This window comes from Pseudomonas sp. B26(2017) (genome assembly GCF_002113045.1).
Classification (GTDB): domain Bacteria; phylum Pseudomonadota; class Gammaproteobacteria; order Pseudomonadales; family Pseudomonadaceae; genus Aquipseudomonas.
Window position 1 is genome coordinate 87,317 of sequence record NZ_NEJJ01000008.1, and the last position, 25,973, is coordinate 113,289.

Sequence of the window (25,973 nt, forward strand, 5' to 3'; positions counted from 1 at the left end):
AGCCTCCCATGCACCGAGAACCCCTGAACCCCTCAGCCCGCTGGGCGCTGACCAGTCTGGCGCTGTCGATGTTGATGCCGTCACTCGACACCAGCATCGCCAACGCCGGACTGCCCACGCTGGCGGCAGCGTTCGATGCGACCTTTCAGCAAGTGCAATGGATCGTGCTGGCCTATCTGCTGGCGGTCACCACGTTGATTGTCAGCGTCGGGCGACTGGGGGACGGCTTCGGGCGGCGACGCTTGCTGTTGATCGGTATCGGCATCTTTACCGCCGCCTCGCTGGCCTGCGCGCTGGCACCGAGCCTCGCATGGCTGATCGGTGCGCGGGCGATGCAAGGCCTTGGCGCAGCGATCATGTTCGCGCTGACGGTGGCGCTGGTGGCCGATGCGGTGCCCAAATCCCGGGCCGGCAGTGCGATGGGGTTGCTGGCCACGATGTCCGCCACCGGTACCACCCTCGGACCGTCGCTCGGTGGGCTGTTGATGGCGCATGTCGGCTGGCAGTCGATCTTTGTCATCAACGTACCGCTGGGCTTGCTCAACGCATGGTTGGTGTATCGCTATTTGCCGAAGGACCGGATCGTGCGCTCGGGAGTTGCATTTGATTATCCCGGCACCGCCGTACTGATGCTGACGCTGGCGGCCTATGCACTGGCGATGACGATTGAAGGCCTCACCCCGACGTTGCTGTTGCTCAGTCTGTTGGGCGTGGGGTTGTTCATCCTGGTCGAGCAACGGAGCAAGGCGCCGCTGATTCACCTGTCATTGTTCACCGACACGCGAATCAGCAGCAGTCTGGCGCTGACGTTGCTGGTCACGACAGTGATGATGACCACGCTGGTGGTCGGGCCGTTTTACCTGAGCCGAGGACTGGGTCTTTCCAGCACTCAGGTCGGTCTGGTGTTGTCGATCGGGCCGTTGCTGGCGGCGTTCAGCGGCGTACCGGCGGGGCGGCTGGTGGATCGTTTCGGGGCGCGGCGGATGGTGCCGGGTGCGTTGCTCGGAATGGCCTGTGGATGTGGTCTGTTGGCGCTGTTGCCGATGAGTTTCGGGGTGTTTGCCTATGTGCTGCCGATCACGGTGGTGGCGTTGAGTTATGCGCTGTTCCAGGCCGCCAACAACACCGGGTTGATGTCCGGGGTTGCTCAGGATCAGCGCGGCGTGGTCTCGGCCATGCTCGGACTGTCGCGCAATCTGGGCTTGATCACCGGGGCGGCAGCGATGGGCGCGGTGTTCGCCCTGGCCACGGATGATCCGACCCAGGCGCCGGCCGCGGTCATCGCGGACGGCTTGCACATGACCTTCGGTGTGGCCACGGCGTTGATGTTCGCGGCGCTTGTCCTTGGCGCCTTCACACACCTGCGTCTCGCGTCTCCCGTGCCGGAAAGAACAATTCAAAGCAGGTGACGCCATCAGCGCTGCTGACGCTGTAGCGGCCCTGATGCAACTGCATGATGGTCGCCACGATCGACAGGCCCAGTCCGTTGGATTGGGCCGAGCGTTCGCGGGACGGATCGACGCGGTAGAAGCGTTCGAACAGTCGCGACAGGTGTTCGGGCGCAATGGTCGCGCCCTGATTGCGTACCCGTAGGTAGCTGCCGTCCGCTTCGGCGATGGCTTCGACTTGCAACGTCGAGTCCGCCGCGCCGTACTTGATCGCGTTGGCGCACAGATTGGCCAGGGCCCGACGCAGCAGCATCGGCTCGGCCCAGATCACGCCGCTGCCACGGGCCTCGATGGTGACACCGACATCGGCGGCCAGGCCTTCGAAGTAATCGGCGATGCGCTGCATCTCATCGCAGGCGTCCAGCTCCTGACGCTGGCTCAGCGCGCTGGCCGGGTCGGTGCGGGCGAGAAACAGCATGTTGTCGAGCATCCGCGCCAGCCGTTCGAGTTCCTCGACGTTGGAGGCGAGCAACTGCTGATAGGCGTCCACGCTGCGGTTCTGTTGCAGGGCGACCTGGGTTTCTCCGAGCAGGTTGTTGATCGGCGTGCGCAGTTCGTGGGCCATGTCGGTGGAAACCTGACTGAGTTGCGCAACCCCTCGGTCGAGCCGGTCCAGCATCGCATTGAAAGACTCGATCATTGGCTGCAATTCCCGGGGCGTGCCTTGGCGGTCGAGGCGTTCGCCGAGGTTGGCGATGCCGATCCCGTGGGCATGCCGGGCAATCCGCCGCAACGGCAGCAAGCCGCGATACACCAACAGGCAACCGACCAGCGCCAGCACAATCGCCGCCAGTGAGGCGAGGCCGTACACGCTGAGCCGGTAATTGGCGAGCATCGCCGTACGTTCGCTCATCACCTTGGCGATGAGCACCTGCAGATTGCCCTGGTCGCCGGAGTCGATACTGGCCGCCACTGCCGAGAACGGCACGCCGTTGATGCTCGGCAGATGCTGCACGTCGTTGAGCGCCATGACATGGTCGATCGGTACGGCGGGCACGCTTGGCAGTGCCAGGTCGCCGGGGTTGACCACGAACAGGGGCGGTTGCCCCGGCGCACCGATGGTCAGCAGCGCTTCGCGGTTGCCCAGCATGTTCTGGAACAGCGCCGGTTTGGTCTTGATCAGCTCGAGCGTGTTGCTGTCGTTGAGGATGGTGCGCAACTGATCGATGCGGCTGACCAACTGGATGTCGTCGCGGCGAGTCAGTTGCTCTTCGAGCTGGTTGTACAGCGCCGCGCCGAGGCCCGCCAGCGCGGCGAAGGCGAGCACCGCGAAGACCAGTGCCAGGCGTAACGTCAGCGAATACGTGCCGGCGATTTTCATGGCTGGGTATCGAAGCGGTAGCCGATGCCGCGCACGCTGTGGATCAGCTTGAGCGGGAACGGATCGTCGATCTTCGCCCGCAGGCGGCGCACGGCGACATCGACCACATTGGTGTCGCTGTCGAAATTCATGTCCCACACCCGCGAGGCAATCAGCGAACGCGACAGCACTTGCCCGGTGTGGGTGGCGAACAGTTGCAGCAAGGCGAATTCCTTGTTGGTCAGGGTGATCCGGTTGCCGGCGCGGCTGACTCGGCGTTTGAGTACGTCGATCTGCAGATCGGCCACCTGCAAATGCTCTTCTTCATGGATCGGCCCGCGTCGGGTCAGGGTACGCAGGCGCGCCACCAGTTCGGCGAAGGAAAACGGCTTGATCAGGTAATCGTCAGCGCCCAGTTCCAGGCCTTTGACCCGGTCGGCGATGTCGTCGCGGGCGGTCAGGAACAGCACCGGCGTGTCGGCTTCCTTGCGCAGCCGGCGCAGGACTTCCCAGCCATCCATTTTCGGCATCATCACGTCCAGCACGATCACGTCGAAGTCGAACTCCAGCGCCAGGTGCAGACCGTCGGCGCCGTCCCGGGCCAGGCTCACGCTGTAGCCCAGTTCCTGCAAGCCGTTGAGCAAGTAATTGCCGGCCTTGGGTTCGTCTTCGACAACAAGGATATTCATGGGCACTGTGCCTCAATGGTCGTTGGTGCAGCCGCTGCCCTGCACTTGATAGTCCAGCACATGTTCACGGCCCTGGTGGTCGAGGTATTTGAGTTGCGCGGGGATCACGCCGCAAGCCTGGGAAATATCGGTGCTGGAGATGACTTTGTCGACATCCAGGTGCACGAAGAATCCGGTTTTGTCATGAATGACGGCGGCGTCCGGTGCAGGCGCGGCGAACACGGAACCGGTGGCGAGGAGGGCAGTGAAGGCGAGGATCAGGGTTTTCATGATGGGTCACTCGAGTCGTTGAAGTTGATCGGCGTTCTGGCCGGGACAACTTCAAGCTACCGGGCGATCCGCTCGGCAAACCGACAACTCGATGACAAATCTGTAATAAAACGAACCTGTGGGAGCCAGCGCACTCCCACAGAGTATTCAGCTGGCGTGGGTGCTGAGAATGCTCGCGATCTGTTGCGGCTGGCAGTTGAGATACGGCGAGGATTTCAGCCACTGCTGATCCGGGTACCAGGAGAACATGAATTGGCCATTCTTCAGACTGTCGATCACCCGTTTGGCGACTTGCGGTCGTACGGCCGGGCAACCCTGGCTGCGGCCCAGACGACCGGTGCGTTTGCTCCAGAACGGGTTCACATAGTCGGCGGCGTGGATCACGATGGCGCGGTCGCGGGCCATGTCGTTGACGCCCGGCTCCAGACCGTCCATGCGCAGCGAGTAACCGTGAGTGCCCTGGTAACTTTCCTGGGTACGGAACAGGCCGAGGCTGGACTGAAAGCTGCCTTCACGGTTGGAGAACCGGGTGGCAAAGTTTTCCCCGGAATTCGAGCCGTGGGCGACCAGATCACGCAGCACCAGTTTTTTCCGGGTCAGGTCGAAGATCCACAACCGACGCTCGGTGGACGGCTGCGAATAGTCGATGATCGCCAGGTGACGGGACTGCTTCGCGCCGTTGTTGATCGCACATTGCATGGCGTTCAAGGCACCTTTGAGCGCCTGGGGATTGAGTTCCGGAGCGGCGTGCGCGAGGCTGGTGTACAGAACCGGCGAAGAGGTGCCGGCGGCAAAGGCTGGACTGGTCAGCACGCCAATGGCGGTGGCAGTCAGCAGAAGTCGGCGCAAAAACGTCAACATTTAACGTGAGTCTCCACTTGCTACTTGTTTGGCACTTAGGCTCCTGACGTCCAGTCGTTCCCGGCAAGCCCGCGAATCGGGCCTGACTGTTCACCGCACCTGAGGTAAGGTTGACCGTCAATCAGGACGGCCATGGATTGGAGTAAAGCAGTTGTTCAAAAAGTACGCATGCTACTTGAGCATTTGTTTGCTCGCTGCGCCGTTTGTCGCTTGTGCCGAAGAGCCGTTGCCGGGGCTCCCGACGCTACCGCCCGTACCGAGGCAAATGCCTGTCGAGCCGCAGAGCCCGTTGCAGGCTGCGCTGATCAGCCTGCCGCAGGCGTGCCCGACGATCGGCACCAGCCTCAATGGTCCGGCGCTGGATCAATTGCGCGCGTTCTACCAGCAGCGGGACTGGCTGCCGGTGTGGGCCGATGGCGGGCAATTGCCGGCCTTGCATGCGCAATTGCAGCTGTTGGCCGACGATGGCCTGAACCCGAAACGCTATCCGGTGGCGCTCACCGCCCCGCAGGACGGCGAACTGTGCGCCGACATCCAGATCAGCCGTTACTACCTGCAAGCCCTGCAGGATCTGCATTACGGTCTCCTGTTGCAATCGCACTTCGAACCGCTGTGGCATTCCGACGAAACGCCACGCGACCGTCAGGCCGAATTGCTTGCCATCGCCGTTCCGGGCGTGCGCAACGTTGCGGCCGCCTTCGATCTGGCACGCCCGCAACTGGCGCAGTACCAGAACCTGCGTCATCTCTACGCCGCTCAGCGCCTGAAAGCCTTGCCCCAATGGACATCGGTGGGCAACGGCCCGTTGTTGCGTCCGGACATGGAAGACAAACGCGTACCGGAACTGGCGCGGCGGCTCTACAGCGAAGGCTACCTGAGCAGCCTGGTCGGCACGCCGGACAACGCTTATCACGGCGTATTGGTCGAGGCGGTGAAGAGCTTTCAGGCCAACCATTCGTTGCAGGCCGACGGGGTGGTCGGGCCGGGAACGATTGCCGAGCTCAACATCAGTCCGCTGACCCGTCGCGAACAGTTGCGGGTCAACCTTGAACGTTTCCGCTGGATGGCCCAGGACATGGAGCCGGACGGTTTGCTGGTCAATGTCGCCGCTGCCGAACTGACGCTTTATCAGGGTGGCCTGCCGGTGTGGCACACCCGCACCCAGGTCGGGCGCGCCGAACGCCAGACCCCGCTGCTCAAATCCCGGGTCACGCGCCTGACCCTGAACCCGACCTGGACCGTGCCGCCGACCATCTGGAAGGAAGACAAACTGCCGGAAATCCGCAAGGACCAGACCTTCCTCAGCCGCCAGAATCTGCAAGTGCTCGACGCCAATGGCCAGCCGCTGGCCGCCGCCGACATCGACTGGGACAACCCCGGCAACATCCTCCTGCGTCAGGACGCCGGGCCGCGCAACCCGCTGGGGCAAATGGTCATTCGTTTCCCCAACCCGTTTTCGGTGTACCTGCACGACACGCCGAGCAAGGCGCTGTTCGACAAGGGACCACGGGCGTTCAGTTCCGGCTGCGTGCGGGTCGAGCATCCGATGAAGCTGCGCGACTTCCTGCTCAGCCCGGCGGAGAAGGCGCGCACCGATACCTTGCTCGCTACCGGAACCACCCATGAATTCCGCCTGAGCAATCCGGTGCCGATCCTCATGACTTACTGGACGGCCCAGGCCGACGACCATGGTCGCGTGCTCTACGCACCGGACATCTACAGCCGGGACAGCGCGCTGCTGGCCGGGCTGGACCGGGCGCATTGATCCTCAGCGGCTGGCGCGTTTCCAGAACAAGCGCGCCAGCCAGGCATCCACGCTCAACTTGCCGGCCCCGGCAAACACCAGCGGCACCAATGCGGCGAGGTAGATCGCCGGCAGCTTGAAGTTGCCGAAGCCCTTGTTGGTGATCGCGTACCCCTGAGCCAGTTCACTCAACGATGACCAGTCCGCCGGCCAGTGCACGGCTGCGGTGGCGACGACGGTCACGACCATCAGCGAAATCGCCGAAATCCGCGTGCCGAATCCGATCAGGATCGCCAAGGCGCAGATCAGCTCGGCCCACATCGACAGCTCCCAGTTCAGCGTCGCCGGCAAGTGATCGAAGGGAAACGGGAAACGCTCCTGAATGTCTTCGAACCAGTTCTGGCCGTTGAATTTCTCCAGCCCCGATTCGAAGAATTCCCAGGCGATGAACAGGCGCAAGGTCAGCGGTGCGAGCCACTGGCCGGCGCGGTCGAGGTTCAAATGCAGGCCTTTGACGGCCGACGAGAGAGCTGTGGTCATGGCAAGGCTCCATTCATTCAAAGGGAAACGGGGCACCGACGTACCCCGTGCAAAGGGTTATTCGCCGGCGCCGCACTTGCCTTCGCCGCATTTGCCTTCCGAGGTTTTTTCCGCCGAGTCGGCCTTGGCCTGGGTCTGGCTGTAGCCGTGATCCAGTTGCTTGACGCTGAACGCTTCGGAAGCCGAAGCGGCGTTGGACAGGGCCAGGCCACCGGCAAGCAGCAGGCCCAGCGTGAGGGAAGTTTTCGAAAGCTTGGTCATGGTGAATCTCCGATGCGAGGTGTGAGTTCAAAGGCTTGATCGGTGTTGCCGATCGACAGGTTCATTTGAACGCCGGGCTGTATCGCTGATGTGTCGCGAAGGGCCGGATTTGTGCGCGGGATGTGTCGGGCATCGAGCCGTACACACTGCGATACACAGACTGCTCAAAAATTGTGGGAGCGAGCTTGCTCGCGATGGCGGTGGCTCAGGCGCCGAGGATGCTGGCTGTACTGGCCTCATCGCGAGCAAGCTCGCCCACAATGGATCTCCAATTATTCCGAATGTGTGATTTGCCTCAGCCCCGCAGCGTCTAGCCACGGTGTCCCCGCAATCCCATGGGGCGAGACTTCGAGACCCGGCATGCAAGCGCTGTTGAACGAGATCCTTGACGCTGTCCGGCCCCTGATCGGGCAGGGCAAGGTGGCTGACTACATTCCCGCCCTCGGCACCGTGCCGGCCAATCAACTGGGCATCGCCGTGTATGGCAACGACGGCAAGATGTATTGCGCCGGCGACGCCGAGACGCCGTTCTCGGTGCAGAGTATTTCCAAGGTGTTCAGCCTGGTGCAGGCCATCGAACATTCCGGCGAGGCAATCTGGGAGCGCCTGGGCCACGAGCCGTCCGGCCAGCCGTTCAACTCGCTGGTGCAACTGGAGTTCGAACGCGGCCGTCCGCGTAATCCGTTCATCAATGCCGGGGCACTGGTGATCTGCGACATCAATCAGTCGCGCTTTGCCGCACCGGCCTTGTCGATGCGCGACTTCGTCCGGCGGCTGTCGGGCAACCCGCAGGTGATGGTCGACGGCAAGGTCGCCGACTCCGAGTACCAGCACCGCGCGCGCAACGCGGCGATGGCGTATCTGATGCAATCCTTCGGCAATTTCCACAACGACGTTGAGGCGGTGCTGCGCAGCTATTTCAGCCATTGCGCGCTGCGCATGAGCTGTATCGACCTGGCTCGGGCGTTCTGCTTCCTGGCCAACGACGGCTTCTGCAAACACAGCGGCGAGCAGATTCTGAGCCGGCGCCAGACCCAGCAAGTCAACTCGATCATGGCCACCAGCGGCCTCTACGACGAGGCCGGTAACTTTGCCTATCGCGTTGGTCTGCCGGGCAAGAGCGGCGTCGGTGGCGGCATCGTCGCGGTGGTGCCGGGGCAGTTCACGGTGTGCGTGTGGTCGCCGGAACTGAACACGGCGGGCAACTCGCTGGCGGGGATGGCGGCGCTGGAAATGCTCAGTTCGCGGATTGGCTGGTCGGTGTTCTGAGCCCGTGTTGCTTTGAGGGAGGCCAACCTATACATTTTCCGGCCGCCCTCAATATGGTGAATCTGCTCCATGTCTCTCGCGCTCGAACGTCTCGTCGCTGGCACGCCTATCCCTTTCGCCGGTAACCGCGTCACCGTGGTCAGCCCCGAACTGGCCGAGCGTTTCCGACCCGGCGATCACCTGTTGGTGGAGCAGGTGAGCGGCGAGCTGTTGCTGATTCCGGTGGTGGATCAGCAGGCCGCGTCGGTGGCGATCGAGCGTGCAGCGGCGGCGTTTACTGCGTTGTCCGCGGTGTCGGATGAGGCCATCAGCCGCTTCTTCGATCTGTTCGCCCAACGCCTGGAAAACCCGGACGCCTGGGCACTGATCGAAGCCGCCAACCTCGCCGACATCGAACGGGCCAAGGTTCGCGGCCGTTCCACTACCCGGTTGCTCGCCGACGAGCGTATGCGCCGCGACATGATCGCCGGCCTGCGTGCCTGGCGTGATGCGCCGGCCACCCGCGGCAAAGTCATCAGCAGCGTCGAGCATGACGGCTGGAAGGTCGAGCAGGTCGTGTCGCCGCTGGGTATCGTCGCGTTCGTGTTCGAAGGCCGGCCGAACGTCTTCGCCGACGCCGCTGGCGTACTGCGCACCGGCAACACGGCGGTGCTGCGCATTGGCAGCGATGCATTGGGCACCGCGCAAGCCATCGTTACTCATGCCTTGAATCCGGCGCTGGCCGATGCCGGTCTGCCGGCGGGTGCGGTGTCGCTGGTGAAGAGCGTCAACCACGCCGCCGGTTGGGCGATGTTCGCCGATCGGCGTCTGTCGCTGGCCGTGGCACGTGGTTCGGGCCGCGCGGTCAGTCAGCTGGGCAGCATCGCCCAGCAGGCCGGCACCGCCGTCAGTCTGCACGGCACGGGTGGCGCGTGGCTGATCGCCGATCGCGATGCCGACGCCAGGCGCTTTGCCGCGGTGGTGCGCAACTCGCTGGATCGCAAGGTTTGCAACACGCTGAACGTCTGCCTGATCCAGCGCGAGCGTGCTGCCGAACTGGTGCCGCTGTTCCTCGACGCCTTGCAGCAGGCCGGTGCTGCGCGTGGTCAGGGTTGCAAACTGCACATCGTCGAAGGCAGCGAAAGCTACCTGCCGAGCGACTGGCAGAACGCGACGGTCGAGGTCTATCGCGCCGAGGGTTACCAGACCGAAGCGCTGGCTGAACCGCTGCCGCAAGCGCAATTGGGTCGCGAGTGGGAATGGGAAGAAACCCCGGAAACCAGCCTGATGATCGTCGACGATCTGGATCAGGCCATCGCGCTGTTCAATCGCTACAGCCCGCAATTCACGGTGTCGTTGATCAGCGAAGATGCAGCGGTTCAGGAGCGCTTCTACAGCGCGGTCAACGCGCCGTTCGTGGGTAACGGGATCACCCGATGGGTCGATGGCCAATACGCGCTGAACAAGCCGGAACTTGGCCTTTCGAACTGGGAAAGCGGTCGTCTGTTTGCCCGCAGCGCGATCCTCTCCGGCGACGGTGTGTTCACCGTACGCAGCCGCATGACGCAAATCGATCTGGGCGTAAAACGCTGAACGGAACAACACCGCGCCCGTCGCAATGAGGGGCGCGGCGTTGTGTTTTCAAGCAGCATCGACTGCCTGACCGTAGACCGCGCACGTCGACGGGTGCTCGGCCAGTGAGACGAAGGTGCGGCGGTCTTCGCTCAAGGCATCGATGGAGCCGGTCTCGATGTCGTAGACCCAGCCATGCAGATTCAGCAGGCCTTTCTCCTGGGCCAGGCGCACGCTTGGGTGAGTCTGGATGTTCGCCAGTTGGGCGATCACGTTTTCCCGCACCATTGAACTCAGCTTGGCCGCGTCATTGGCGTGTGGCCTTGATTCGTTGACCACTTTCGCCGACTCGGCGTGTTGTAGCCAGCCGCTGACGGCGGGCAGATGATCCATGCATTTGCACTGGGCGATGGCGGTCATGGCGCCGCAATCGGAATGGCCGCAGATCACGATGTCGGTCACGCCGAGCACAGCCACCGCGTATTCCACTGTCGCCGAAACCCCGCCCGGATGCGGGCTGTAGGAGGGCACGATATTGCCGGCGTTGCGGATCACGAACAGCTCGCCGGGTTCTTGCTGGGTCAGCAGTTCCGGGACGACGCGGCTGTCGGAGCAAGTGATGAAAAGCGTGCCCGGGGTTTGGGTAGTCGCCAGGTGTTTGAACAGTTCGGTGCGTTGTGGAAACGCTTCGTTCTGGAACTTCAGGAAGCCTTCGATCAGGTTTTTCATGGTGTAGTCCTCTCAGTTCGAACAGCCGGTGCCGAATTCGCTGTATTGAAGAATGTGTTTTGCGCCGTGGCTGTCGAGGTACGTCATCTCGACCGGCACCACGCCGCAGATGTCGGCGACCGGGGTGATGCTCACGACTTCAGCGATGTCCAGAGACATGCCGTAGCGGTAGGCGACGGCCTCTTCATCAGCCTGAGCCTGGGCGGCAAGGCCGGCGAGCAGGGCCAGGGTCAACAGAATTTTTTGCATGGGGCAGCCTCCAGACAGATGTGGTGACGACTTGGCAATTCAGGTTTTGGATGGGCCCGCACGCGATGGGCGGGCCCGGAGGAATCAGAACGGACGCAGCGGAAGGAACTTGCCGTCGAGGGTGACCACGGCGCGGGAACCGCCTTCAGGGTCTTCGACTTTCTTGATGTCGAGCTTGAAGTTGATCGCGCTGATGATGCCGTCGCCGAACTGCTCGTGAACCAGGGCTTTGAGGGTGGTGCCGTAGATCTGGATCATCTCGTGGAAACGGTAGATGGTCGGGTCGGTCGGCACACCGTCGAGGCTGCCGCGCAGCGGGATGATTTGCAGGGCGGCGACGTCTTCGGCGCTCAGCTCAAGCTTGTCGCCAACCACTTCGGCAGCGTTTTTTGGCAGCGGGTGCTGGCCGAGGAGGGCGGCGGTGACATAGGCCAGGCTCAGGCCGGTGCCGTCGGCCAGATCCTGCCACGAGAGGTTCTTCTGTGCCTTGGCATCCAGGGTGCGGGTGGTCAGGGCGATGCGGCTGTCGTTGTAGGCTTGGGATTGCATGTTGCTTCTCCTTTCGGGGTTGGCTTGCTGTGTGGGCTCATCTTCTGTCGATTGATCCATAGCGTCCAAGACCGATATACAATGCAAAGCATAAGTACTGCCTATAGATGGAGCGTCCCATGCTGTTGCGACATTTGCGATACCTGCTGGCCGTGGCCGATCACGGCGGTTTCACTCGGGCAGCCGAAGCGCTGCACGTGTCGCAGCCCACCCTGTCGCAACAGATCCGCCAACTGGAAGAAAGCGTCGGGGTGGATCTGTTTGATCGCACCTCGCGTTCGGTCAAACCCACTGACGCCGGTCAGGCCTATATCGAATGCGCGCGACGGGTGCTGGTGGAGCTGGAGGCGGGTAAGCGCGCGTTGCATGACGTGAAGGATCTTTCCCGGGGCTCGCTGCGGCTGGCCATGACGCCGACATTCATGGCGTATCTGGTCGGGCCGTTGGTGCGCGACTACGTGGCGCGGTATCCGGGGATTCACCTGGAGATTTTCGAGTTGTCGATGGACGACATCGAGGCCGGGCTGGCGGATGACTCACTGGATATCGCGATTGCTTTCACGCCGGTGCGCAACCCTGACATCGAATGCATCCCGGCGTTTGTCGAGACGTTGGGCGTGATGGTCGGGCGAGAGCATCCGTTGTATGACAGCGCTTCGGTGCTGACGCCGGGTGAGATTGCGCAACTGGATTTCGCTCTGTTGGCACCGGACTTCATCACGCGGTTATCGATTGACGAGTATTTCCGTCAGCACGGCATCACGCCCAAGGTGCAGATCGAGGTGAATTCGGTGAGCACGTTGCTGGAAGTGATCCGGCATGCGCCGATTGCGACCATGTTGCCAGAGGCGATTGCGACCGATGACCGGGCATTGCGCCGGTTGCATGTCCAGAGCGAGGCACCGCAGCGGGGAGCGGCGTTGTTGCGGCGCCAGAACAACTATCACAGTGCGGCATCGGTGGCGTTCATGGAGATGGTGCTGGAACCCCGTTCATGAGCATTGTTTGCGAGCAATAAAAAAGAGCCTGCTCCTATTCGGAAGCAGGCCCTTTTGTTTATTGAAGTTTTAACTTAGCAGAACCGATCAATCACCCGGACTTCGTTCTTGTTCTGCATTGATTCCCACGCCTGTTTCAGCGTCTGCAGAACATTACCGATGAAGTCCTTGTCGGCCGCGGCTTTCTTGCCGACATAGCCATGGCCGCGGCGGTACATCTTCAGGCGGGCCAGCAGGTTCTGGTTGTTCCGGTCGAACTCTTCTTCACCAGCATGGGGCGACAGGCAGTCAATATGGACCTGACCCGACTTGCTGATCCACAGAATATGGCTGTCGTGGCTGTCTTTTTGCGCAGCGAACATACGAGCCAGTTCTTCGATAGTAGGTTGATTGTTCAGATTCATGTTATTGCCCCTTGACCAGTTTGGTGATCTTTCAAAGTTGATTCGCTAATACAGGTAGCCCATCGGTTAGTTGATCCCTGGCACCGAAACCAGGACGTCAGCGGTCGCCCGTGTGAAGTACGGGGTCATGCGTCTGTTGCATGTAGTCGTGTTGAATAACTGCTACGCAATAGCGTCACAACGAGGAGAAGCAGCGAAAACCGGGAGGCTCCTTGACGACGTTTTCAGGGTCGACCACAAGCGTCTTGAGAATTTTCGCCAGCGCTTCTCGTCCTTGTACTGGACGTTCAGGCCAGGTCAGCTTCTTCAATCTGCCTTGTGGGCAGCGTGTATCCGGAAAAAACAGCTCGGCGGTCAGACGAGCTTGCTCAAGCGTGTTGCCAGTGCTCCCGATCGGGGAGACGTCTGCATCATGCAAAAGCCAAACGACGCCGTCAACGGTTTTGTAGTGATTATTTTTGCTCACTACATATTGTCGGACAAAGTCATTCTGGAATGAAAAAAGCGGCGTTCAGGCAGCGGGAGAAAGGCTGCGCAGGTAGTAGAACGTGCAGGGATAGCCGTCCACGGTCTTTGTCTGGCGGGTAAAGTCGCCGCTACTCAGCTCGGGGATGAGCCGGGCCCAGAACCGCTGTGCAGGCCGGTTGGCGTCGACATGGAAAATCTGCCATCGACCGGGCAAGTGGCTCAAGAGGGCAGAGGCGACAAACTGCGCGACGCCTTGGCCACGCCAGCGCCGGCTGACGAAGAAGTAGCCGATGTTGTAGTCGGCGCCTTCGATGAGGATGTGGTCATCCACGGTCACGAACCCCGCCAGTTCGCCGTCCACATGGATCAGGAACGGCCGGGTCGCCGGCTGGCGCCAGTAATCGCCTTTCAACTGGATCGGAAAGAAACCATGGCCGCCGAGCTTCAGCGGCAGCCACTCGCTGAAGTCGTAGGTGTAGAACTGCATCAGGTTTTCGAGGGTGTCCAGTTCGTCGCGCCGGGCGGCGCGCAGTTCGATGACCGACATACCACTGCCTCCTGACCATCACTGCAGAAACAGTAGCGCGCAGCGGGCTATCTGGCTGCCGGTTTCGCCGAGCGTTTGCTGGTTCCGGTGGTTTTGCGTCGGGTGGTCTTGCGTTTGTTTTTCCACGGCGCAGCGGCCTTGCCGGCAGGCGGCGGGCCGCTGATGGTCAGGCTCAGCCCGGCACAACGGGTCACTTGCTTGCTCATCCACGCTGCCTGTTTGGTGACGAATTCTTCCAGACTCATCTCGCCACTCTGCACCATGTCCAGCGCCTGTTCCCAGATCGCGGTGGTGCCGGGATCGGCAATCGCGCGCGGCACCGCGTCGATCAGGCTGAACGCGGCGGGTGTGGCGGACAGCGCTTTGCCGTTTTTCACCAGATAACCGCGATCCAGCAACCCTTGAATGATCGAGGCGCGGGTCGCTTCGGTGCCGATGCCGGTGGTGTCCTTGAGTTTTTGCTTGAGCAGCGGATCTTCCACCAGTTTGGCGACGTTTTTCATCGCCTTGATCAGATCGCCTTCGGTGTAGGGCTTGGGCGGCTGCGTCCACAGGTCCTTGAGCTTGACGTCCGCCACGGCGCACTCGGCACCCTGAGTCAGGGGCGGCAAAGTCTGTGGCGCGGGGGCTTCACGGCCCTTGGCCGGGGCCAGCGCTTCGGGTAAAGCGCGCTTCCAGCCTGGCTCGATGATCTGCTTGCCGACCGCGCGCAAGGCTTCCCCGGCGCATTCGAAATCGGCCTGAGTGCGGTCGTATTCGTGATTGGGCAGGAACTGCGCCAGATACCGCGCGCGAATCAAGGTGTAGACCGCACGGTGCTTGCCGGTCAGGCGCTCGAGATTTTTCGCGGCAGCGGTCGGGATGATGCCGTGGTGGGCGCTGACCTTGGCGTCGTTCCAGGCGCGGGAGCGGCGCTGCGGCTCCAGATGCTCGCGCAAGGCTTCCAGACTCGGATCGGCCTGGCGCAGCGCCGCAAGAATCCCCGGCGCCTCGCCGTGCTGGCTGACGGGCAGGTAACCGCAATCGCTGCGTGGGTAGGTGATGACTTTGTAGGTTTCGTAGAGGGCCTGGGCGATGTCGAGGGTTTCCTGGGCGCCGAGGCCGAGCTTCTTCGAGCAGACCTCCTGCAAGGTACCCAGATCGAAAGGCAGGGGCGCCACTTCGCGCATGCGCTCGGTGCGCAGCTTGACCACCCGGGCGCTGGCAGCGTTGCTGATTGCAGCGGCCGCTTGCTGGGCGAGGGCCTGATTGAGGCAGCGATCCTGATCGTCGCAGGCCTCATTCGGTGCACGCCATTGCGCCATGAACGGTGTGCCGTGGTGCAGCAGTTGCACGTCGATGGCCCAGTACGCGACCGGCACGAAATCGGCGATGCTGCGGTCGCGATCCACCACCAGTCGCAAGGTCGGCGTCTGCACCCGGCCTACCGGCAACACGCCTTGATAGCCGGATTGCCGGCCGAGCAGGGTGAACAGGCGACTCATGTTCATCCCGATCAACCAGTCCGCCCGCGAGCGACCCAGCGCCGAGTGATACAGGCTGAAGGTTTCAGCGCCCGGTTTGAGCGCTGCCAACGCCTTGCGAATCGAGGCTTCGTCCAGCGCCGACAGCCACAAGCGGCGGATCGGCCCGCGATAGCGGCAATGCTCCACCAGTTCCCGGGCGATCATTTCGCCCTCACGGTCGGCGTCGGTGGCGATGACCAGTTCGCTGGCTTCGCCGAGCAGGCGCTTGACCGCCTTGTACTGGCTGGCGGTACGCGGCTTGACGGTCATCTTCCACTTGTCGGGGATGATCGGCAGGTCCGCCAGGACCCAGCGCTTGTATTTGGCGTCGTAGGCGTCCGGTGGCGCGGTCTCCAGCAGGTGGCCGATGCACCAGGTCACCGTGACGTCCGTTCCCAGCCAGCAGCCATCGCCGCGACGCTTTGCGCCGAGCACGGCCGCAATATCCTTGGCCTGGGAAGGTTTTTCACAGAGGTACAGCCGCATAACCACCGTCGTCGCTCATTGCCCGAAGAGGCGCACAGAATGGCCTGACTCGGGCGCCGGGGCAACTTTTATCTGTATGGATATACAGATAAAAGGATTGCCGGTCATGACAGCGCGCGTCGGGGCAATCCGGGACGCTATCGAGAAATTGAATGGCGCTCATGCCCGGCACTGTGTCAGGTTCGAATCGCCTTAAAAGGGCGAGTGACAGGACGATCTCGCCAGAAGATCGCCGCTTTTCTGTCTGACACTGACTCTTCAGAAACAAGGACGTACACCATGTCTCAACCTTACTCCCAGGCCAGCAGCGCCTTCACTGCGGTCGACACTTTCAGCCACCTGTATGACCGGGGCACGGGCACCGTCAACGGCAAACCGTCGTTCACCGCCGACCAGGCCGCCGCCGAGATCCTTCGCAAAGGCATGTCGTGGCAGGACAAGAATGCCGACGGCAAGATTGATTTGACCTACACGTTCCTGACCGACAAACCGTCGAACTACAACCCGAAACTCGGCAACTTCAGCGAGTTCAGCGCTCAGCAGAAAGCCCAGGCCGTGCTGGCGATGCAATCGTGGTCGGACGTGGCCAACGTGACCTTCACCGAAGGCAAGGGCGGCGACGGCCACATGACCTTCGGCAACTACGACGTCAGCACCGGCGGCGCAGCGTTCGCCTACCTGCCGCAGGGTAGCAGCTACGACGGTCAATCGTGGTACCTGATCAACGATCAGTACCAGGTCAACAAGACCCCGGACACCAACAACTACGGGCGTCAGACCTTGACCCACGAAATCGGTCACACCCTTGGCCTGTCGCATCCGGGCGCGTACAACGCCGGCAATGGCAACCCGACCTACGGCGACGCCAAATACGCCGAAGACACCCGTGGCTACAGCCTGATGAGCTACTGGAGCGAAGCCAACACCGACCAGAACTTCAGCAAGGACGGCAGCGGCGCCTACGCCTCGGCACCGCTGATGGACGATATCGTCGCCGTGCAGAAACTCTACGGTGCGAACCTCAAAACCCGTGCCGGTGACACTGTTTACGGCTTCAACTCCAACGCTGATCGCGACTTCTACAGCGCGACTTCCAACGCCTCCAAACTGGTGTTCTCGGTGTGGGACGGCGGCGGTAACGACACCCTGGATTTCTCCGGCTTCAGCCAGCACCAGAAGATCAACCTCAACGAAGGGTCGTTCTCCGACGTTGGCGGCCTGGTGGGCAACGTGTCCATCGCCTATGGCGTGACCGTGGAAAATGCCATTGGCGGTTCCGGTAATGACTTGTTGATCGGCAACAGCGCGGCCAACGAACTGATCGGCGGTGCCGGCAATGACATCATCTACGGTGGTGGCGGCGGTGACACGCTGTGGGGCGGTGAAGGCGTGGACACCTTCGTGTTCGGCGCAGCCAGTGATTCGACCATGACCGCGCCGGACTGGATCATGGATTTCACCAGCGGCCTGGACAAGATCGACCTGTCGGGCATCGCCGGGTTCGCCACCGGCGCAGCCACGCTGAACTTCGTCAGCGGCTTCACCGGGCACGCCGGCGATGCGATCCTCACCTACTTCGGACAGACCAACCAGACCAGCCTGATGATCGACCTCACGGGCCAGGGTTCGGTGGACTTCGCCGTGGGTGTGGTGGGGCAAGCCGTGGCGACCGATATCGTCGCCTGATCTGAAAACGGAAAACCGCAGCCCTCACCGGCTGCGGTTTTTTGTGAGCGAAAAAACCGTTCGGCTGCGAGCCCGACAGGATCGCGCTGCATGGGTTATACCTGAACCGGTCTCTCAGCCGTTGTCAGGAGCACCCGATGAAAACCTCCGGTCCCAGTCCCGTCATCACCATTGCCGAGCAGCCAGGCTGCCTCCTTGTGAAATTCCACGGCATCCAGGTCGCCGCGTCGGCCCGCGCGCTGGTGCTGCTCGAAGCCAATTACCCGCCGGTCTACTACATCCCGCGTGAAGACATCGACGAAAAATACTTCGCCCGCACCGACCACACCACCTACTGCCCGTACAAGGGCGATGCCAACTATTTCAGTCTGCAAGTGCCCGGACACGAAGGGGCGAACGCGGTGTGGACTTACGAACATCCGAAGATTTCGGTCAGCCAGATTAAGGACTACGTGGCGTTTTATCCCGATCAGGTGAAGTTTGAATTGCTGGAGGCGGAGGTCTGAAAATCCGCAGGGTGGCGAGGGCATTGCGCCCCCGCCACCCATCTATCAATCAGTTCTTGTCCAGATCGATATTCTTCGTCTCACGCAGACAAATCATCCCCACCACCAGGCTCACCCCGGTAATCAGCACCGGGTACCACAGGCCGTAGAAGATATCCCCGGTGTACACCACCAGCGCGAACGACACGGTCGGCAGGAATCCGCCGAACCAGCCGTTGCCGATGTGATACGGCAGGGACATCGAGGTGTAGCGGATGCGGGTCGGGAACAGTTCGACCATCAGCGCCGCGAGCGGGCCGTAGCACATGGCGGAGATAATGATCAGGCCGACGATCAGGGCCACGATCATCGGTTTGTTGATCTGTTGCATGTCAGCCTGTTGCGGGTAGCCGGCGAGGGTGATGGCGCCGCGCAGTGCCGCCTCGTCAAAACCGTCAAGTTTCACATCGCCGACGCTCACTTGCACCGTGCTGCCCGCCGGGGCGGCGACGCTGGAGTAGGGCAGGCCCTGCTTGACCAGGAAGGTCTTGACCTTGTCGCACGGGCTGTCGAATTTTGCCTTGCCCACCGGATCGAACTGGAAGGTGCAGGTGGCCGGGTCGGCCACTACGGTGATCGGCGCCTGTTGGCTGGCGCGGTCGATGGCCGGATTGGCGTAGTGAGCCAGGGATTTGAAGATCGGGAAGTACAGCGCCGTGGCCAGCAGCAGGCCGAGCATCAGCACCGGTTTGCGCCCGACCTTGTCCGACAGCCAGCCGAAAATGATGAAGAACGGCGCGCCGATCACCACGCTGATGATCAGCAGGCTGTTGGCCACCGCCGGGTCCATTTTCAGGAACTGGGTGAGGAAGAACAGCACGTAGAACTGCGCGGCATAGAAGGTCACTGCTTGCCCCGCGTTGATGCTGAACAGGGCGATCAGCACCACCTTGAGGTTTTCCCATTTGCCGAAGGATTCGCGGATCGGCGCCTTGCTGGCCTTGCCTTGCTCTTTCATCTTCAGATAGGCCGGCGACTCGTGCAGGCTCAGGCGAATCCAGGTGGAAATGCCCAGCAGCACGATCGACAGCAGGAACGGGATACGCCAGCCCCAGACTTCGAACTGATCGCCAGTGAAGTAGCGGCAACCGAGCACCACCAGCAGCGACAGCAGCAAGCCGAGAGTTGCGGTGGACTGAATCCAGCTGGTGTGGAAACCGCGCTTGCCGATCGGCGCGTGCTCTGCCACGTAAGTCGCAGCGCCGCCGTATTCGCCGCCGAGGGCCAGGCCCTGCAGCATGCGCAGCACCACCAGAATGATCGGCGCGGCGATGCCGATGCTGGCGTAAGTCGGTAGCAGGCCCACCGCGAACGTCGCCACACCCATCAGAATGATCGTCGCGAGGAAGGTGTATTTGCGCCCGATCATGTCCCCCAACCGACCGAACACCAGCGCCCCGAACGGCCGCACGATGAAGCCTGCGGCGAACGCCATCAGCGCGAAGATGAACGCGGTGGTGTCGTTGACCCCGGCGAAGAACTGCTTGCTGATGACCGCCGCCAGAGCGCCGTAGAGAAAGAAGTCATACCACTCGAACACCGTCCCCAGGGACGAGGCGAAGATGACCTTTCGGGTATCGGGGCTGGCGTCCGTGCTGCGCACGGCGTCCAGAGGCTGAACGTGTTCTGACATATCGGTATCCCTCACAGTGATTGTTTTTGTTGTTTCCACTGGTGTTGCGTGTCCGGGTGATGCGCGATGTCCGTGAATCTGATGCGGGTCATTTGTGGAAGGAAGCTTGCTCCCGAGGGCGGTGTGCCATTCAACTCACTGCTGAATGATCCACCGCTTTCGCGGGCAAGTCGAATCGTCGCATCGCCGCTCCCACAGGTGTTGCTTGTGAAGCGTTGAGAATCAGCTGTGCCGCTTTTTCAGCAATCATCAGCGTAGGCGAACAGGTGTTGCCTGAGGTAATGCGCGGCATGATCGACGCATCGGCAATTCGCAGCCCTGGAACGCCATGCACGAGCAACTGCGCATCGACCACCGCGTCCGCGTCGTTGCCCATGCGGCAAGTGCCGACCGGATGGAAAATCGTCGTGCCGATCTTCGCAGCGGCTTCGTGCAGTTGCTCTTCGCTTTGCAGGCTGGCACCGGGCAGGTATTCCACCGGGTTGAAGGCTTGCAGCGCCGGGGCGCTGACGATGCGCCGGGTCAGGCGAATCGCGTCGGCGGCCACGCGCAGGTCTTCGGGATGGCTGAGGTAATTGGGCTGGATCAGCGGCGCGGTTTGCGGATCGGCGGAGCGGATCTCGACCCGGCCCCGGCTCTGCGGGCGCAAATCACACACGGACGCGGTGAACGCGGGAAAGCTGTGCAGCGGCTCGCCAAAACGCTCCAGCGACAGCGGCTGCACATGGTATTCGAGGTTGGCCGAGGTCTGTTCCGGACCGGATCGGGCAAACGCGCCCAGTTGACTCGGCGCCATCGACAACGGCCCGCTGCGGTCATACAGATAGCGCAGGCCCATGCCCATCTTGCCCCACACGCTGCCAGCTATCTGGTTGAGGGTGCGAGCGTTTTCCAGTTTGTAGATCAGCCGCAGTTGCAGGTGATCCTGCAGATTGCCGCCGACGCCCGGCAGTTCATGTGCGACGCCGATGCCGAGCTTTTCCAGCAGTGGACGGGGCCCGATCCCGGAGCGTTGCAGAATGCTCGGCGAGCCCACGGAACCGGCGCACAACACAATCTCCTTGCGCGCCTTGAAGCTCTTTTGTTGACCCTGCCAGTGAGCACTGACTTTCGAGGCGCGGCCGTCTTCGAACAGAACGCGATCCACTTCGACTTCGGTCAGCACCGTGAGATTGGCTCGATCGCGAATCGGCTTCAGAAACGCCTTCGCCGCATTCCAGCGCACCCCGGCCTTCTGGTTGACCTGAAAGTAGCCGCAACCCTCGTTGTCGCCCTGGTTGAAGTCATCGATGCTGGCGATGCCGCTTTGCTCGGCAGCGCTGCGAAAGGCGTCGAGAATCGGCCACGACAGGCGCTGGCGTTCGACTCGCCATTCACCCTGGGCACCATGAAAGTCCGCCGCGCCGGCGAAGTGGTTTTCGCTCTGCTTGAACAGCGGCAGCACGTCATTCCAGGCCCAGCCCGGATTGCCCTCGGCAGCCCACCCGTCGTAGTCGTTGGCCTGGCCACGCATGTAGATCATGCCGTTGATCGACGAACATCCGCCCAGCACCTTGCCGCGCGGATAACTCAGCGCACGGCCGTTGAGGCCCGGTTGTTCTTCGGTCTTGAAGCACCAGTCGGTGCGCGGGTTGCCGATGCAGAACAGGTAACCCACGGGGATGTGAATCCACGGATAGTTGTCGCGCCCGCCAGCCTCCAGCAACAGCACGCGCTGCTGCGGATCCGCCGACAGACGATTGGCCAGCAAACACCCGGCCGGCCCGGCGCCGACCACGATGTAATCGAATTCATCGAGGGAAGTCTGCATTCCCTGACCTCGCTTTTTGTTTTTGTTGTCGGTCATCCTAGTTGTTAGCTTTCGTCAAAAGAATGTTAGTTTTTGCGCAGCCGCTGTGCGTTTTCAAACAGCGCTCCCTGACGATAGCCGACAAGGACAAGCCATGTTCGACTGGAACGACCTGCGGTTCTTTCTCGAGTTGCAGCGCAGCGGCCGTTTGCTGACTGCCGCCCGCCGCCTGAACACCACGCACGCCACCGTCGCCCGGCATATCGAGGCCATCGAAAAAAGCCTCGGCACCGCGCTGTTCGTCCAGCATGCCCAAGGCTACGAAATGACCCCGGCGGGGGAGGCGCTGCTCAAACATGCCGAAGCCATGGAAAACGTCGCGCTGCTGGCCCAGGAGGAGATCACCCAGTCCACGGCGCCGCTGGGCAAGATCCGCGTCGGTGTAACCGAAGGCTTGGGCATTGTGTTTCTGGCCAGTCGCATGATCGGGTTGTTTGATCGCTATCCGGGGCTGGAAGTGGAACTGGTGGCGGTGCCGCGCTTCGTCAGCATCCTCAACCGCGAGGCGGAAATCAGCATTCACCTGGAACGGCCGGCGGCAGACATGCTGGTCACCCGCAAACTCACCGATTACCGACTCGCGCTCTATGCCAGCCGCGCCTATCTCGACAACGCGCCGCCGCTGCGCAGTCGAGAGGATCTTGGACGGCACGCGTGGATCGGCTATGTCGATGATCTGCTGTTCAGTCAGGAGCTGATGTTCCTCAACAGTTTCTGCCGCAATCCACGGGTGGTGTTTCACAGCACCAGCGTGATTGCCCAGCAGCAGGCGGCACGCTCGGGATTGGGAATCGCGGTGCTTCCTTGCTACATGGCCGCGTCGGATCCGGATCTGGTGGCGCTGTTGCCGGATGAGAGCATCGAGCGCAGTTACTGGATCAGTACCCGGCGCGAGTTGCACAAGTCAGTGCGGTTGCGGGTGGTTTGGGATTATGTGGTGGAGTTGTGCGAAGGCGAGCGCGAGTTGTTGATGGGGCAGTAACGACCGCTGTTTCATGCAACTAAAACGCTTGGCAAAAGGTCATTCGGTTTGCGGAGGTTGAGTCATTTCGCAGAACCTCGACAACGAAGACGTCACCCGTGGCCACTCATCTCGATCGCCGTAATAACCTGTCCCTCGACAGCCTGAATTTTTTCCTCGCCGATGTGCGTGACGGCCTCGGTCCCTATCTGGCGATTTACCTGCTGGCGGTCCACCACTGGGAGCCGGCAAGCATTGGTCTGGTCATGACCATTGCCGGGATCGCCGCGCTCATCACCCAGACCCCGGCAGGCGCGCTGGTCGACAGCACACGCTTCAAACGGGCGCTGATCGCGATTGCCGCGCTGGTGGTCACCGGTAGCTGTCTGCTGCTGCCGTTCGTGACGTCGTTCAGTCTGGTGGCGCTGACGCAGGCGATCAGCGCCGCTGCCGCTTCGATCTTCGCGCCGGCGATTTGTGCGATCACCCTCGGGATCACGGGGCCTCGAGCGTTTACGCGAAGGACCGGGCGCAACGAAACCTTCAACCATGCCGGCAACGCCTGCGCCGCGTTGTTGGCCGGTTTGTCCGCTTACCTGTTCGGTCCGGTCGCGGTGTTTTATCTGATGGCGGTCATGGCGCTGGCCAGTGTGATTGCCGTTTCGTTCGTTTCGGCAGACGCCATTGATCACGACCTCGCCCGAGGTCTTTCGCCAAGCGAAACGGGGCAGGGCAAGCAGCCTTCGGGTTTTTCCGTACTGCTCACCAACCGACCGTTGTTGATGTTCGCGATTTGCTGTGCGCTGTTTCATCTGGCGAACGCGGCGATGCTGCCGCTGGTGAGTCAGAAACTGGCACAGGCCAACCTGCAACTGGCCACGCCGCTCACGTCCGCCTGCATCGTCGCGGCGCAACTGGTGATGGTACCGATCGCGCTGCTGGTGGGGGCGAAAGCCGATTTGTGGGGACGCAAGCCGTTGCTGCTGGCGGGCTTCCTTATCCTGCCGTTGCGTGGCGTGTTGTACGTGCTGTCGAACGATCCGTGGTGGCTGGTTTCGGTGCAGTTGCTCGATGGCATTGGCGCCGGGATTTTCGGGGCGCTGTTTCCGGTGGTGGTGAAAGACCTGACGCTGGGCACCGGGCATTTCAATGTCAGCTTGGGGGCGATTTCGACGGTGTTTGGTCTGGGCGCGGCGTTGAGTAACAGCCTGGCGGGGATTGTGGTTCAGGAGGCGGGATACAGCGCTGCGTTCCTGACATTGGCGGGGGTCGCGATGGTGGCGCTGGGGCTGCTTTGGGTGGCGGTGCCGGAAACGGTGTCGCGCTCCAATGCCGACTCAATGGCACTGCAAAGCAAGGCGCCGCCGATGACAGCGCCATGATTCAACGGCCGCGAGGCCTGATCAACCGGCGGGAATCGACAACGTCGCCCGCAGGCCGCCCTCGACCCGGTTTTCCAGTGTGATCCGCCCACCCAGACGGGTCGCGATGGTATGGACGATGGTCAGTCCCAGCCCCGCACCCTGGGGGTTGCCCCGACTGTAGAATCGTTCGAACAGTCGCGACCGGTCCGCTTCATCGATTCCAGGCCCCTGATCTTCAACGCTCAAATGGTAGAAGCCGTCCGCGGGGGTCAATTGCACGCTGATCACGCCTTGCTCCGGCGAAAAGTTGGCGGCGTTGGTGATGAGGTTGTTCAGGGCAATGTCGATGGTGGCGGCATCGGCATGTGCGGGAAAAGGTTGGTCGCTGACATCAAAAGCCAGTTCCAGATGCTTGCTCAGCAGCCAAGGCGTGAGCTGCACCAGACTGTTGCGCACGGTATCGCCAAGGTCGATGCGTTGTTTGACAGGGGCGCCGGCCTTGGGCTCGAGACGGGCCATGGTCAGCAACTGATTGACCAGTCGGCTGGTGCGATCGACCCCGGCGATCAGAAATTCGAGTGATTCGCGGCGTTCCTGCTCGGTACCGGCCTCCAGCAGGTTCTGCGCATGCACCCGCAGCACCGCCAGCGGCGTGCGCATTTCGTGGGCGGCGTCGGCGATGAACCGGCGTTCACGCCCCAGTACTTCCTGAATCTGCGCGAGCATGCGGTTGAGCGCGGCCTGCATCGGTTCCAGCTCGCTCGGCAGGGGTGTCAATTGCAGGGGGTCGAGGGAGCCGCTGTGCCGGGCGCGCAGGGTCGCCGCCATGTTCGCCAATGGCTTGAGACCCCAGCCGATGGCCAGCCAGATCATCGCCGCGAGGATCAGGCTGCCGATCACGTTCGGCCACAGGGTATGACGAACGATCCGGTCAACCAGATCGGCCCGCACGTCACCGCGCTCACCTACCCAGATGCGCAAACCGTTCTGATTGTCTTGCAGAACAAACGCCCGCCAGTGGCGCTTGTTCAAATCCACCACATCGCTGAAGCCAGGCTGCATCGGCGGCGTGCTGAACGAGGGCGCGCTGGCGGTATGCACCAGGACCTCACCCCTGGCATTCCAGACCTGAAAGGCGAGTTTTCTTTCGTAGGGATGGCCGTCACCCTTGGGCACTGCTTCGGCCAATGCCGAGTTGAACGCCCGATAAAGATCCGCGTGTTCCTGCCCCGGCAACGGCATGCGCATCACGCCTTGGAGCAGGCGTGCGTTCTGCGCCAGTTGAGCGTCGTAGACCTCGGCGATCTCGTGGTTGCTGTCGTGCAGGTTGAACAGGCTGAGGACGGTCAGACCGGCGAGCATCAGGCCGATGATCAGGGTCAGGGTGCGGCGCCGGATCGAGGTCATCGACGCTCCTCTACCAGATAACCCACACCGCGGATGGTGCGAATCAGGTCGGTGGAGAATTTCTTGCGCAGGTGATGAATGTGCACTTCAAGGGTGTTGCTTTCGGCTTCTTCGTTCCAGCCGTAGAGCAGTTGTGTCAGGTGATCGCGGGTCATGACCCGGCCCGGCGGCGACAGCAGTTCGTGCAGCAGTTGATACTCCTTGGGCGTGAGCACCACCGGCTGGCCCAGATAACTGACTTGCTGGGTGCCGGGGTTGAGGCTGATGCCGGCGTGTTCGATCAGCATCTGCGCGCGTCCGGCGCTGCGTCGCAGCAGCGCGCGCAGACGGGCCTTGAGTTCGGCCAGGTCGAAGGGTTTGATCAGGTAATCGTCGGCGCCGGCGTCCAGCCCCGCGATGCGGTCTTCGGTGGCATCGCGGGCGGTGAGGATCAACACCGGCAGGTTCGAACCGCTGGCGCGCAGACGACGCAGGACTTCGAGCCCGTCCATGCGCGGCAGGCCGAGATCGAGCACCGCCAGATCAAAGGTTTCACTGAGCAGGGCGTGCAGGGCGCTGCTGCCGTCCTTGAGCCAGTCGACGGTGTAGCCCTCGCGCCCCAGCGCCTGATGAATGCCCTCGCCGAGAGCCACGTCATCCTCGATCAGTAATAAACGCACA

Annotated in this window: 26 protein-coding genes; 10 read left to right on the forward strand and 16 right to left on the reverse strand. The window is 62.1% G+C overall.

The features are described 5' to 3' along the window. Positions 1 to 8 precede the first annotated feature (8 nt). Positions 9 to 1,409, forward strand: coding sequence for an MFS transporter (locus CAF79_RS13645; RefSeq protein ID WP_085698196.1), 1,401 nt, complete (start codon positions 9 to 11; stop codon positions 1,407 to 1,409). Here CAF79_RS13645 and CAF79_RS13650 read toward each other — a convergent pair. The 4 genes from CAF79_RS13650 to CAF79_RS13665 form a co-directional block, all read right to left on the reverse strand. Then, positions 1,354 to 2,769, reverse strand: coding sequence for a heavy metal sensor histidine kinase (locus tag CAF79_RS13650; protein WP_085698197.1), 1,416 nt, complete (start codon positions 2,767 to 2,769; stop codon positions 1,354 to 1,356). The genes CAF79_RS13645 and CAF79_RS13650 overlap by 56 nt on opposite strands. Next, a complete protein-coding gene (locus CAF79_RS13655; RefSeq protein WP_085698198.1) occupies positions 2,766 to 3,437 on the reverse strand; it encodes a heavy metal response regulator transcription factor in 672 nt (223 codons plus the stop codon). The genes CAF79_RS13650 and CAF79_RS13655 overlap by 4 nt, the downstream gene beginning before the upstream one ends. Before the next feature lie 12 nt (positions 3,438 to 3,449). After that, positions 3,450 to 3,707, reverse strand: coding sequence for a DUF2790 domain-containing protein (locus CAF79_RS13660; RefSeq protein ID WP_085698199.1), 258 nt, complete (start codon positions 3,705 to 3,707; stop codon positions 3,450 to 3,452). A gap of 147 nt (positions 3,708 to 3,854) precedes the next feature. Next, complete coding sequence (locus CAF79_RS13665) at positions 3,855 to 4,568, reverse strand: murein L,D-transpeptidase catalytic domain family protein (protein ID WP_007950579.1); 714 nt, start codon at positions 4,566 to 4,568, stop codon at positions 3,855 to 3,857. Between the two features lie 151 nt (positions 4,569 to 4,719). On the opposite strand from CAF79_RS13665, the gene CAF79_RS13670 reads away from it, so the two are divergent. After that, entirely contained in the window at positions 4,720 to 6,333 is a 1,614-nt protein-coding gene (locus CAF79_RS13670; protein WP_085698200.1) for a murein L,D-transpeptidase, read from the forward strand. 3 nt (positions 6,334 to 6,336) lie between these two features. Here the strand turns inward: CAF79_RS13670 and CAF79_RS13675 are convergent, their stop codons facing one another. Continuing rightward, positions 6,337 to 6,852 (reverse strand): DoxX family protein, encoded by a 516-nt coding sequence (locus tag CAF79_RS13675; RefSeq protein WP_085698201.1) that lies wholly within the window; start codon positions 6,850 to 6,852, stop codon positions 6,337 to 6,339. Between the two features lie 57 nt (positions 6,853 to 6,909). Beyond that, complete coding sequence (locus tag CAF79_RS13680) at positions 6,910 to 7,113, reverse strand: hypothetical protein (RefSeq protein ID WP_007950576.1); 204 nt, start codon at positions 7,111 to 7,113, stop codon at positions 6,910 to 6,912. Between the two features lie 360 nt (positions 7,114 to 7,473). Here CAF79_RS13680 and glsB point away from each other — a divergent pair, with 360 nt between their 5' ends. Both glsB and CAF79_RS13690 read left to right on the forward strand, forming a co-directional pair. Next, on the forward strand, positions 7,474 to 8,382 hold the full coding sequence (glsB, locus tag CAF79_RS13685) for a glutaminase B (protein ID WP_085698202.1): 909 nt from the start codon (positions 7,474 to 7,476) through the stop codon (positions 8,380 to 8,382). 69 nt (positions 8,383 to 8,451) lie between these two features. Then, positions 8,452 to 9,954: an aldehyde dehydrogenase family protein gene (locus CAF79_RS13690; protein ID WP_085698203.1), complete on the forward strand. Its 1,503-nt coding sequence runs from the start codon at positions 8,452 to 8,454 to the stop codon at positions 9,952 to 9,954. A 48-nt stretch (positions 9,955 to 10,002) separates the two neighbouring features. Here the strand turns inward: CAF79_RS13690 and CAF79_RS13695 are convergent, their stop codons facing one another. The 3 genes from CAF79_RS13695 to cynS all read right to left on the reverse strand — a co-directional run bounded on the left by CAF79_RS13695 (position 10,003) and on the right by cynS (position 11,460). Next, on the reverse strand, positions 10,003 to 10,662 hold the full coding sequence (locus tag CAF79_RS13695) for a carbonic anhydrase (protein ID WP_085698204.1): 660 nt from the start codon (positions 10,660 to 10,662) through the stop codon (positions 10,003 to 10,005). A 12-nt stretch (positions 10,663 to 10,674) separates the two neighbouring features. Next, the gene (locus CAF79_RS13700; protein ID WP_085687643.1) at positions 10,675 to 10,911 is read right to left on the reverse strand and encodes a DUF2790 domain-containing protein; all 237 of its coding nucleotides are present in this window, start codon (positions 10,909 to 10,911) and stop codon (positions 10,675 to 10,677) included. 84 nt (positions 10,912 to 10,995) lie between these two features. Then, positions 10,996 to 11,460, reverse strand: coding sequence for a cyanase (cynS, locus tag CAF79_RS13705; protein WP_085698205.1), 465 nt, complete (start codon positions 11,458 to 11,460; stop codon positions 10,996 to 10,998). 119 nt (positions 11,461 to 11,579) lie between these two features. Here cynS and cynR point away from each other — a divergent pair, with 119 nt between their 5' ends. Next, on the forward strand, positions 11,580 to 12,458 hold the full coding sequence (cynR, locus tag CAF79_RS13710) for a transcriptional regulator CynR (RefSeq protein ID WP_085698206.1): 879 nt from the start codon (positions 11,580 to 11,582) through the stop codon (positions 12,456 to 12,458). Between the two features lie 74 nt (positions 12,459 to 12,532). Here the strand turns inward: cynR and CAF79_RS13715 are convergent, their stop codons facing one another. Next, on the reverse strand, positions 12,533 to 12,862 hold the full coding sequence (locus tag CAF79_RS13715) for a hypothetical protein (RefSeq protein ID WP_085698207.1): 330 nt from the start codon (positions 12,860 to 12,862) through the stop codon (positions 12,533 to 12,535). Between the two features lie 127 nt (positions 12,863 to 12,989). Between CAF79_RS13715 and CAF79_RS13720 the strand changes: the two genes are divergently transcribed. Then, positions 12,990 to 13,361 (forward strand): hypothetical protein, encoded by a 372-nt coding sequence (locus CAF79_RS13720; protein WP_085654241.1) that lies wholly within the window; start codon positions 12,990 to 12,992, stop codon positions 13,359 to 13,361. Between the two features lie 12 nt (positions 13,362 to 13,373). On the opposite strand, the gene CAF79_RS13725 is transcribed toward CAF79_RS13720, so the two are convergent. Beyond that, on the reverse strand, positions 13,374 to 13,877 hold the full coding sequence (locus CAF79_RS13725) for a GNAT family N-acetyltransferase (protein ID WP_085698208.1): 504 nt from the start codon (positions 13,875 to 13,877) through the stop codon (positions 13,374 to 13,376). 47 nt (positions 13,878 to 13,924) lie between these two features. Continuing rightward, the gene (locus CAF79_RS13730) at positions 13,925 to 15,868 is read right to left on the reverse strand and encodes a DNA topoisomerase III (RefSeq protein ID WP_085698209.1); all 1,944 of its coding nucleotides are present in this window, start codon (positions 15,866 to 15,868) and stop codon (positions 13,925 to 13,927) included. Positions 15,869 to 16,147: 279 nt separating this feature from the next. Between CAF79_RS13730 and CAF79_RS13735 the strand changes: the two genes are divergently transcribed. After that, on the forward strand, positions 16,148 to 17,554 hold the full coding sequence (locus CAF79_RS13735) for a serralysin family metalloprotease (protein ID WP_085698210.1): 1,407 nt from the start codon (positions 16,148 to 16,150) through the stop codon (positions 17,552 to 17,554). A gap of 137 nt (positions 17,555 to 17,691) precedes the next feature. Then, the gene (locus CAF79_RS13740) at positions 17,692 to 18,060 is read left to right on the forward strand and encodes a DUF427 domain-containing protein (RefSeq protein ID WP_085602857.1); all 369 of its coding nucleotides are present in this window, start codon (positions 17,692 to 17,694) and stop codon (positions 18,058 to 18,060) included. A gap of 49 nt (positions 18,061 to 18,109) precedes the next feature. Here CAF79_RS13740 and CAF79_RS13745 read toward each other — a convergent pair whose 3' ends face one another. Both CAF79_RS13745 and CAF79_RS13750 read right to left on the reverse strand, forming a co-directional pair. Next, positions 18,110 to 19,732 carry an MFS transporter gene (locus CAF79_RS13745; protein WP_085698211.1) on the reverse strand — a complete coding sequence of 541 codons (1,623 nt, stop codon included), beginning with the start codon at positions 19,730 to 19,732 and terminating at the stop codon, positions 18,110 to 18,112. Positions 19,733 to 19,862: 130 nt separating this feature from the next. After that, on the reverse strand, positions 19,863 to 21,542 hold the full coding sequence (locus CAF79_RS13750) for a GMC family oxidoreductase (protein ID WP_085698347.1): 1,680 nt from the start codon (positions 21,540 to 21,542) through the stop codon (positions 19,863 to 19,865). A gap of 133 nt (positions 21,543 to 21,675) precedes the next feature. On the opposite strand from CAF79_RS13750, the gene CAF79_RS13755 reads away from it, so the two are divergent. Further along, a complete protein-coding gene (locus CAF79_RS13755; protein WP_085698212.1) occupies positions 21,676 to 22,563 on the forward strand; it encodes a LysR family transcriptional regulator in 888 nt (295 codons plus the stop codon). A 98-nt stretch (positions 22,564 to 22,661) separates the two neighbouring features. Then, positions 22,662 to 23,924, forward strand: coding sequence for an MFS transporter (locus tag CAF79_RS13760; RefSeq protein WP_085698213.1), 1,263 nt, complete (start codon positions 22,662 to 22,664; stop codon positions 23,922 to 23,924). A 21-nt stretch (positions 23,925 to 23,945) separates the two neighbouring features. Here the strand turns inward: CAF79_RS13760 and CAF79_RS13765 are convergent, their stop codons facing one another. Next, positions 23,946 to 25,313, reverse strand: a complete 1,368-nt coding sequence (locus CAF79_RS13765; RefSeq protein ID WP_085698214.1) for an ATP-binding protein — start codon at positions 25,311 to 25,313, stop codon at positions 23,946 to 23,948. After that, the gene (locus tag CAF79_RS13770) at positions 25,310 to 25,972 is read right to left on the reverse strand and encodes a response regulator (protein WP_085687674.1); all 663 of its coding nucleotides are present in this window, start codon (positions 25,970 to 25,972) and stop codon (positions 25,310 to 25,312) included. Before CAF79_RS13770 ends, CAF79_RS13765 begins: the two co-directional genes overlap by 4 nt. Between the last annotated feature and the right edge of the window lies 1 nt (position 25,973).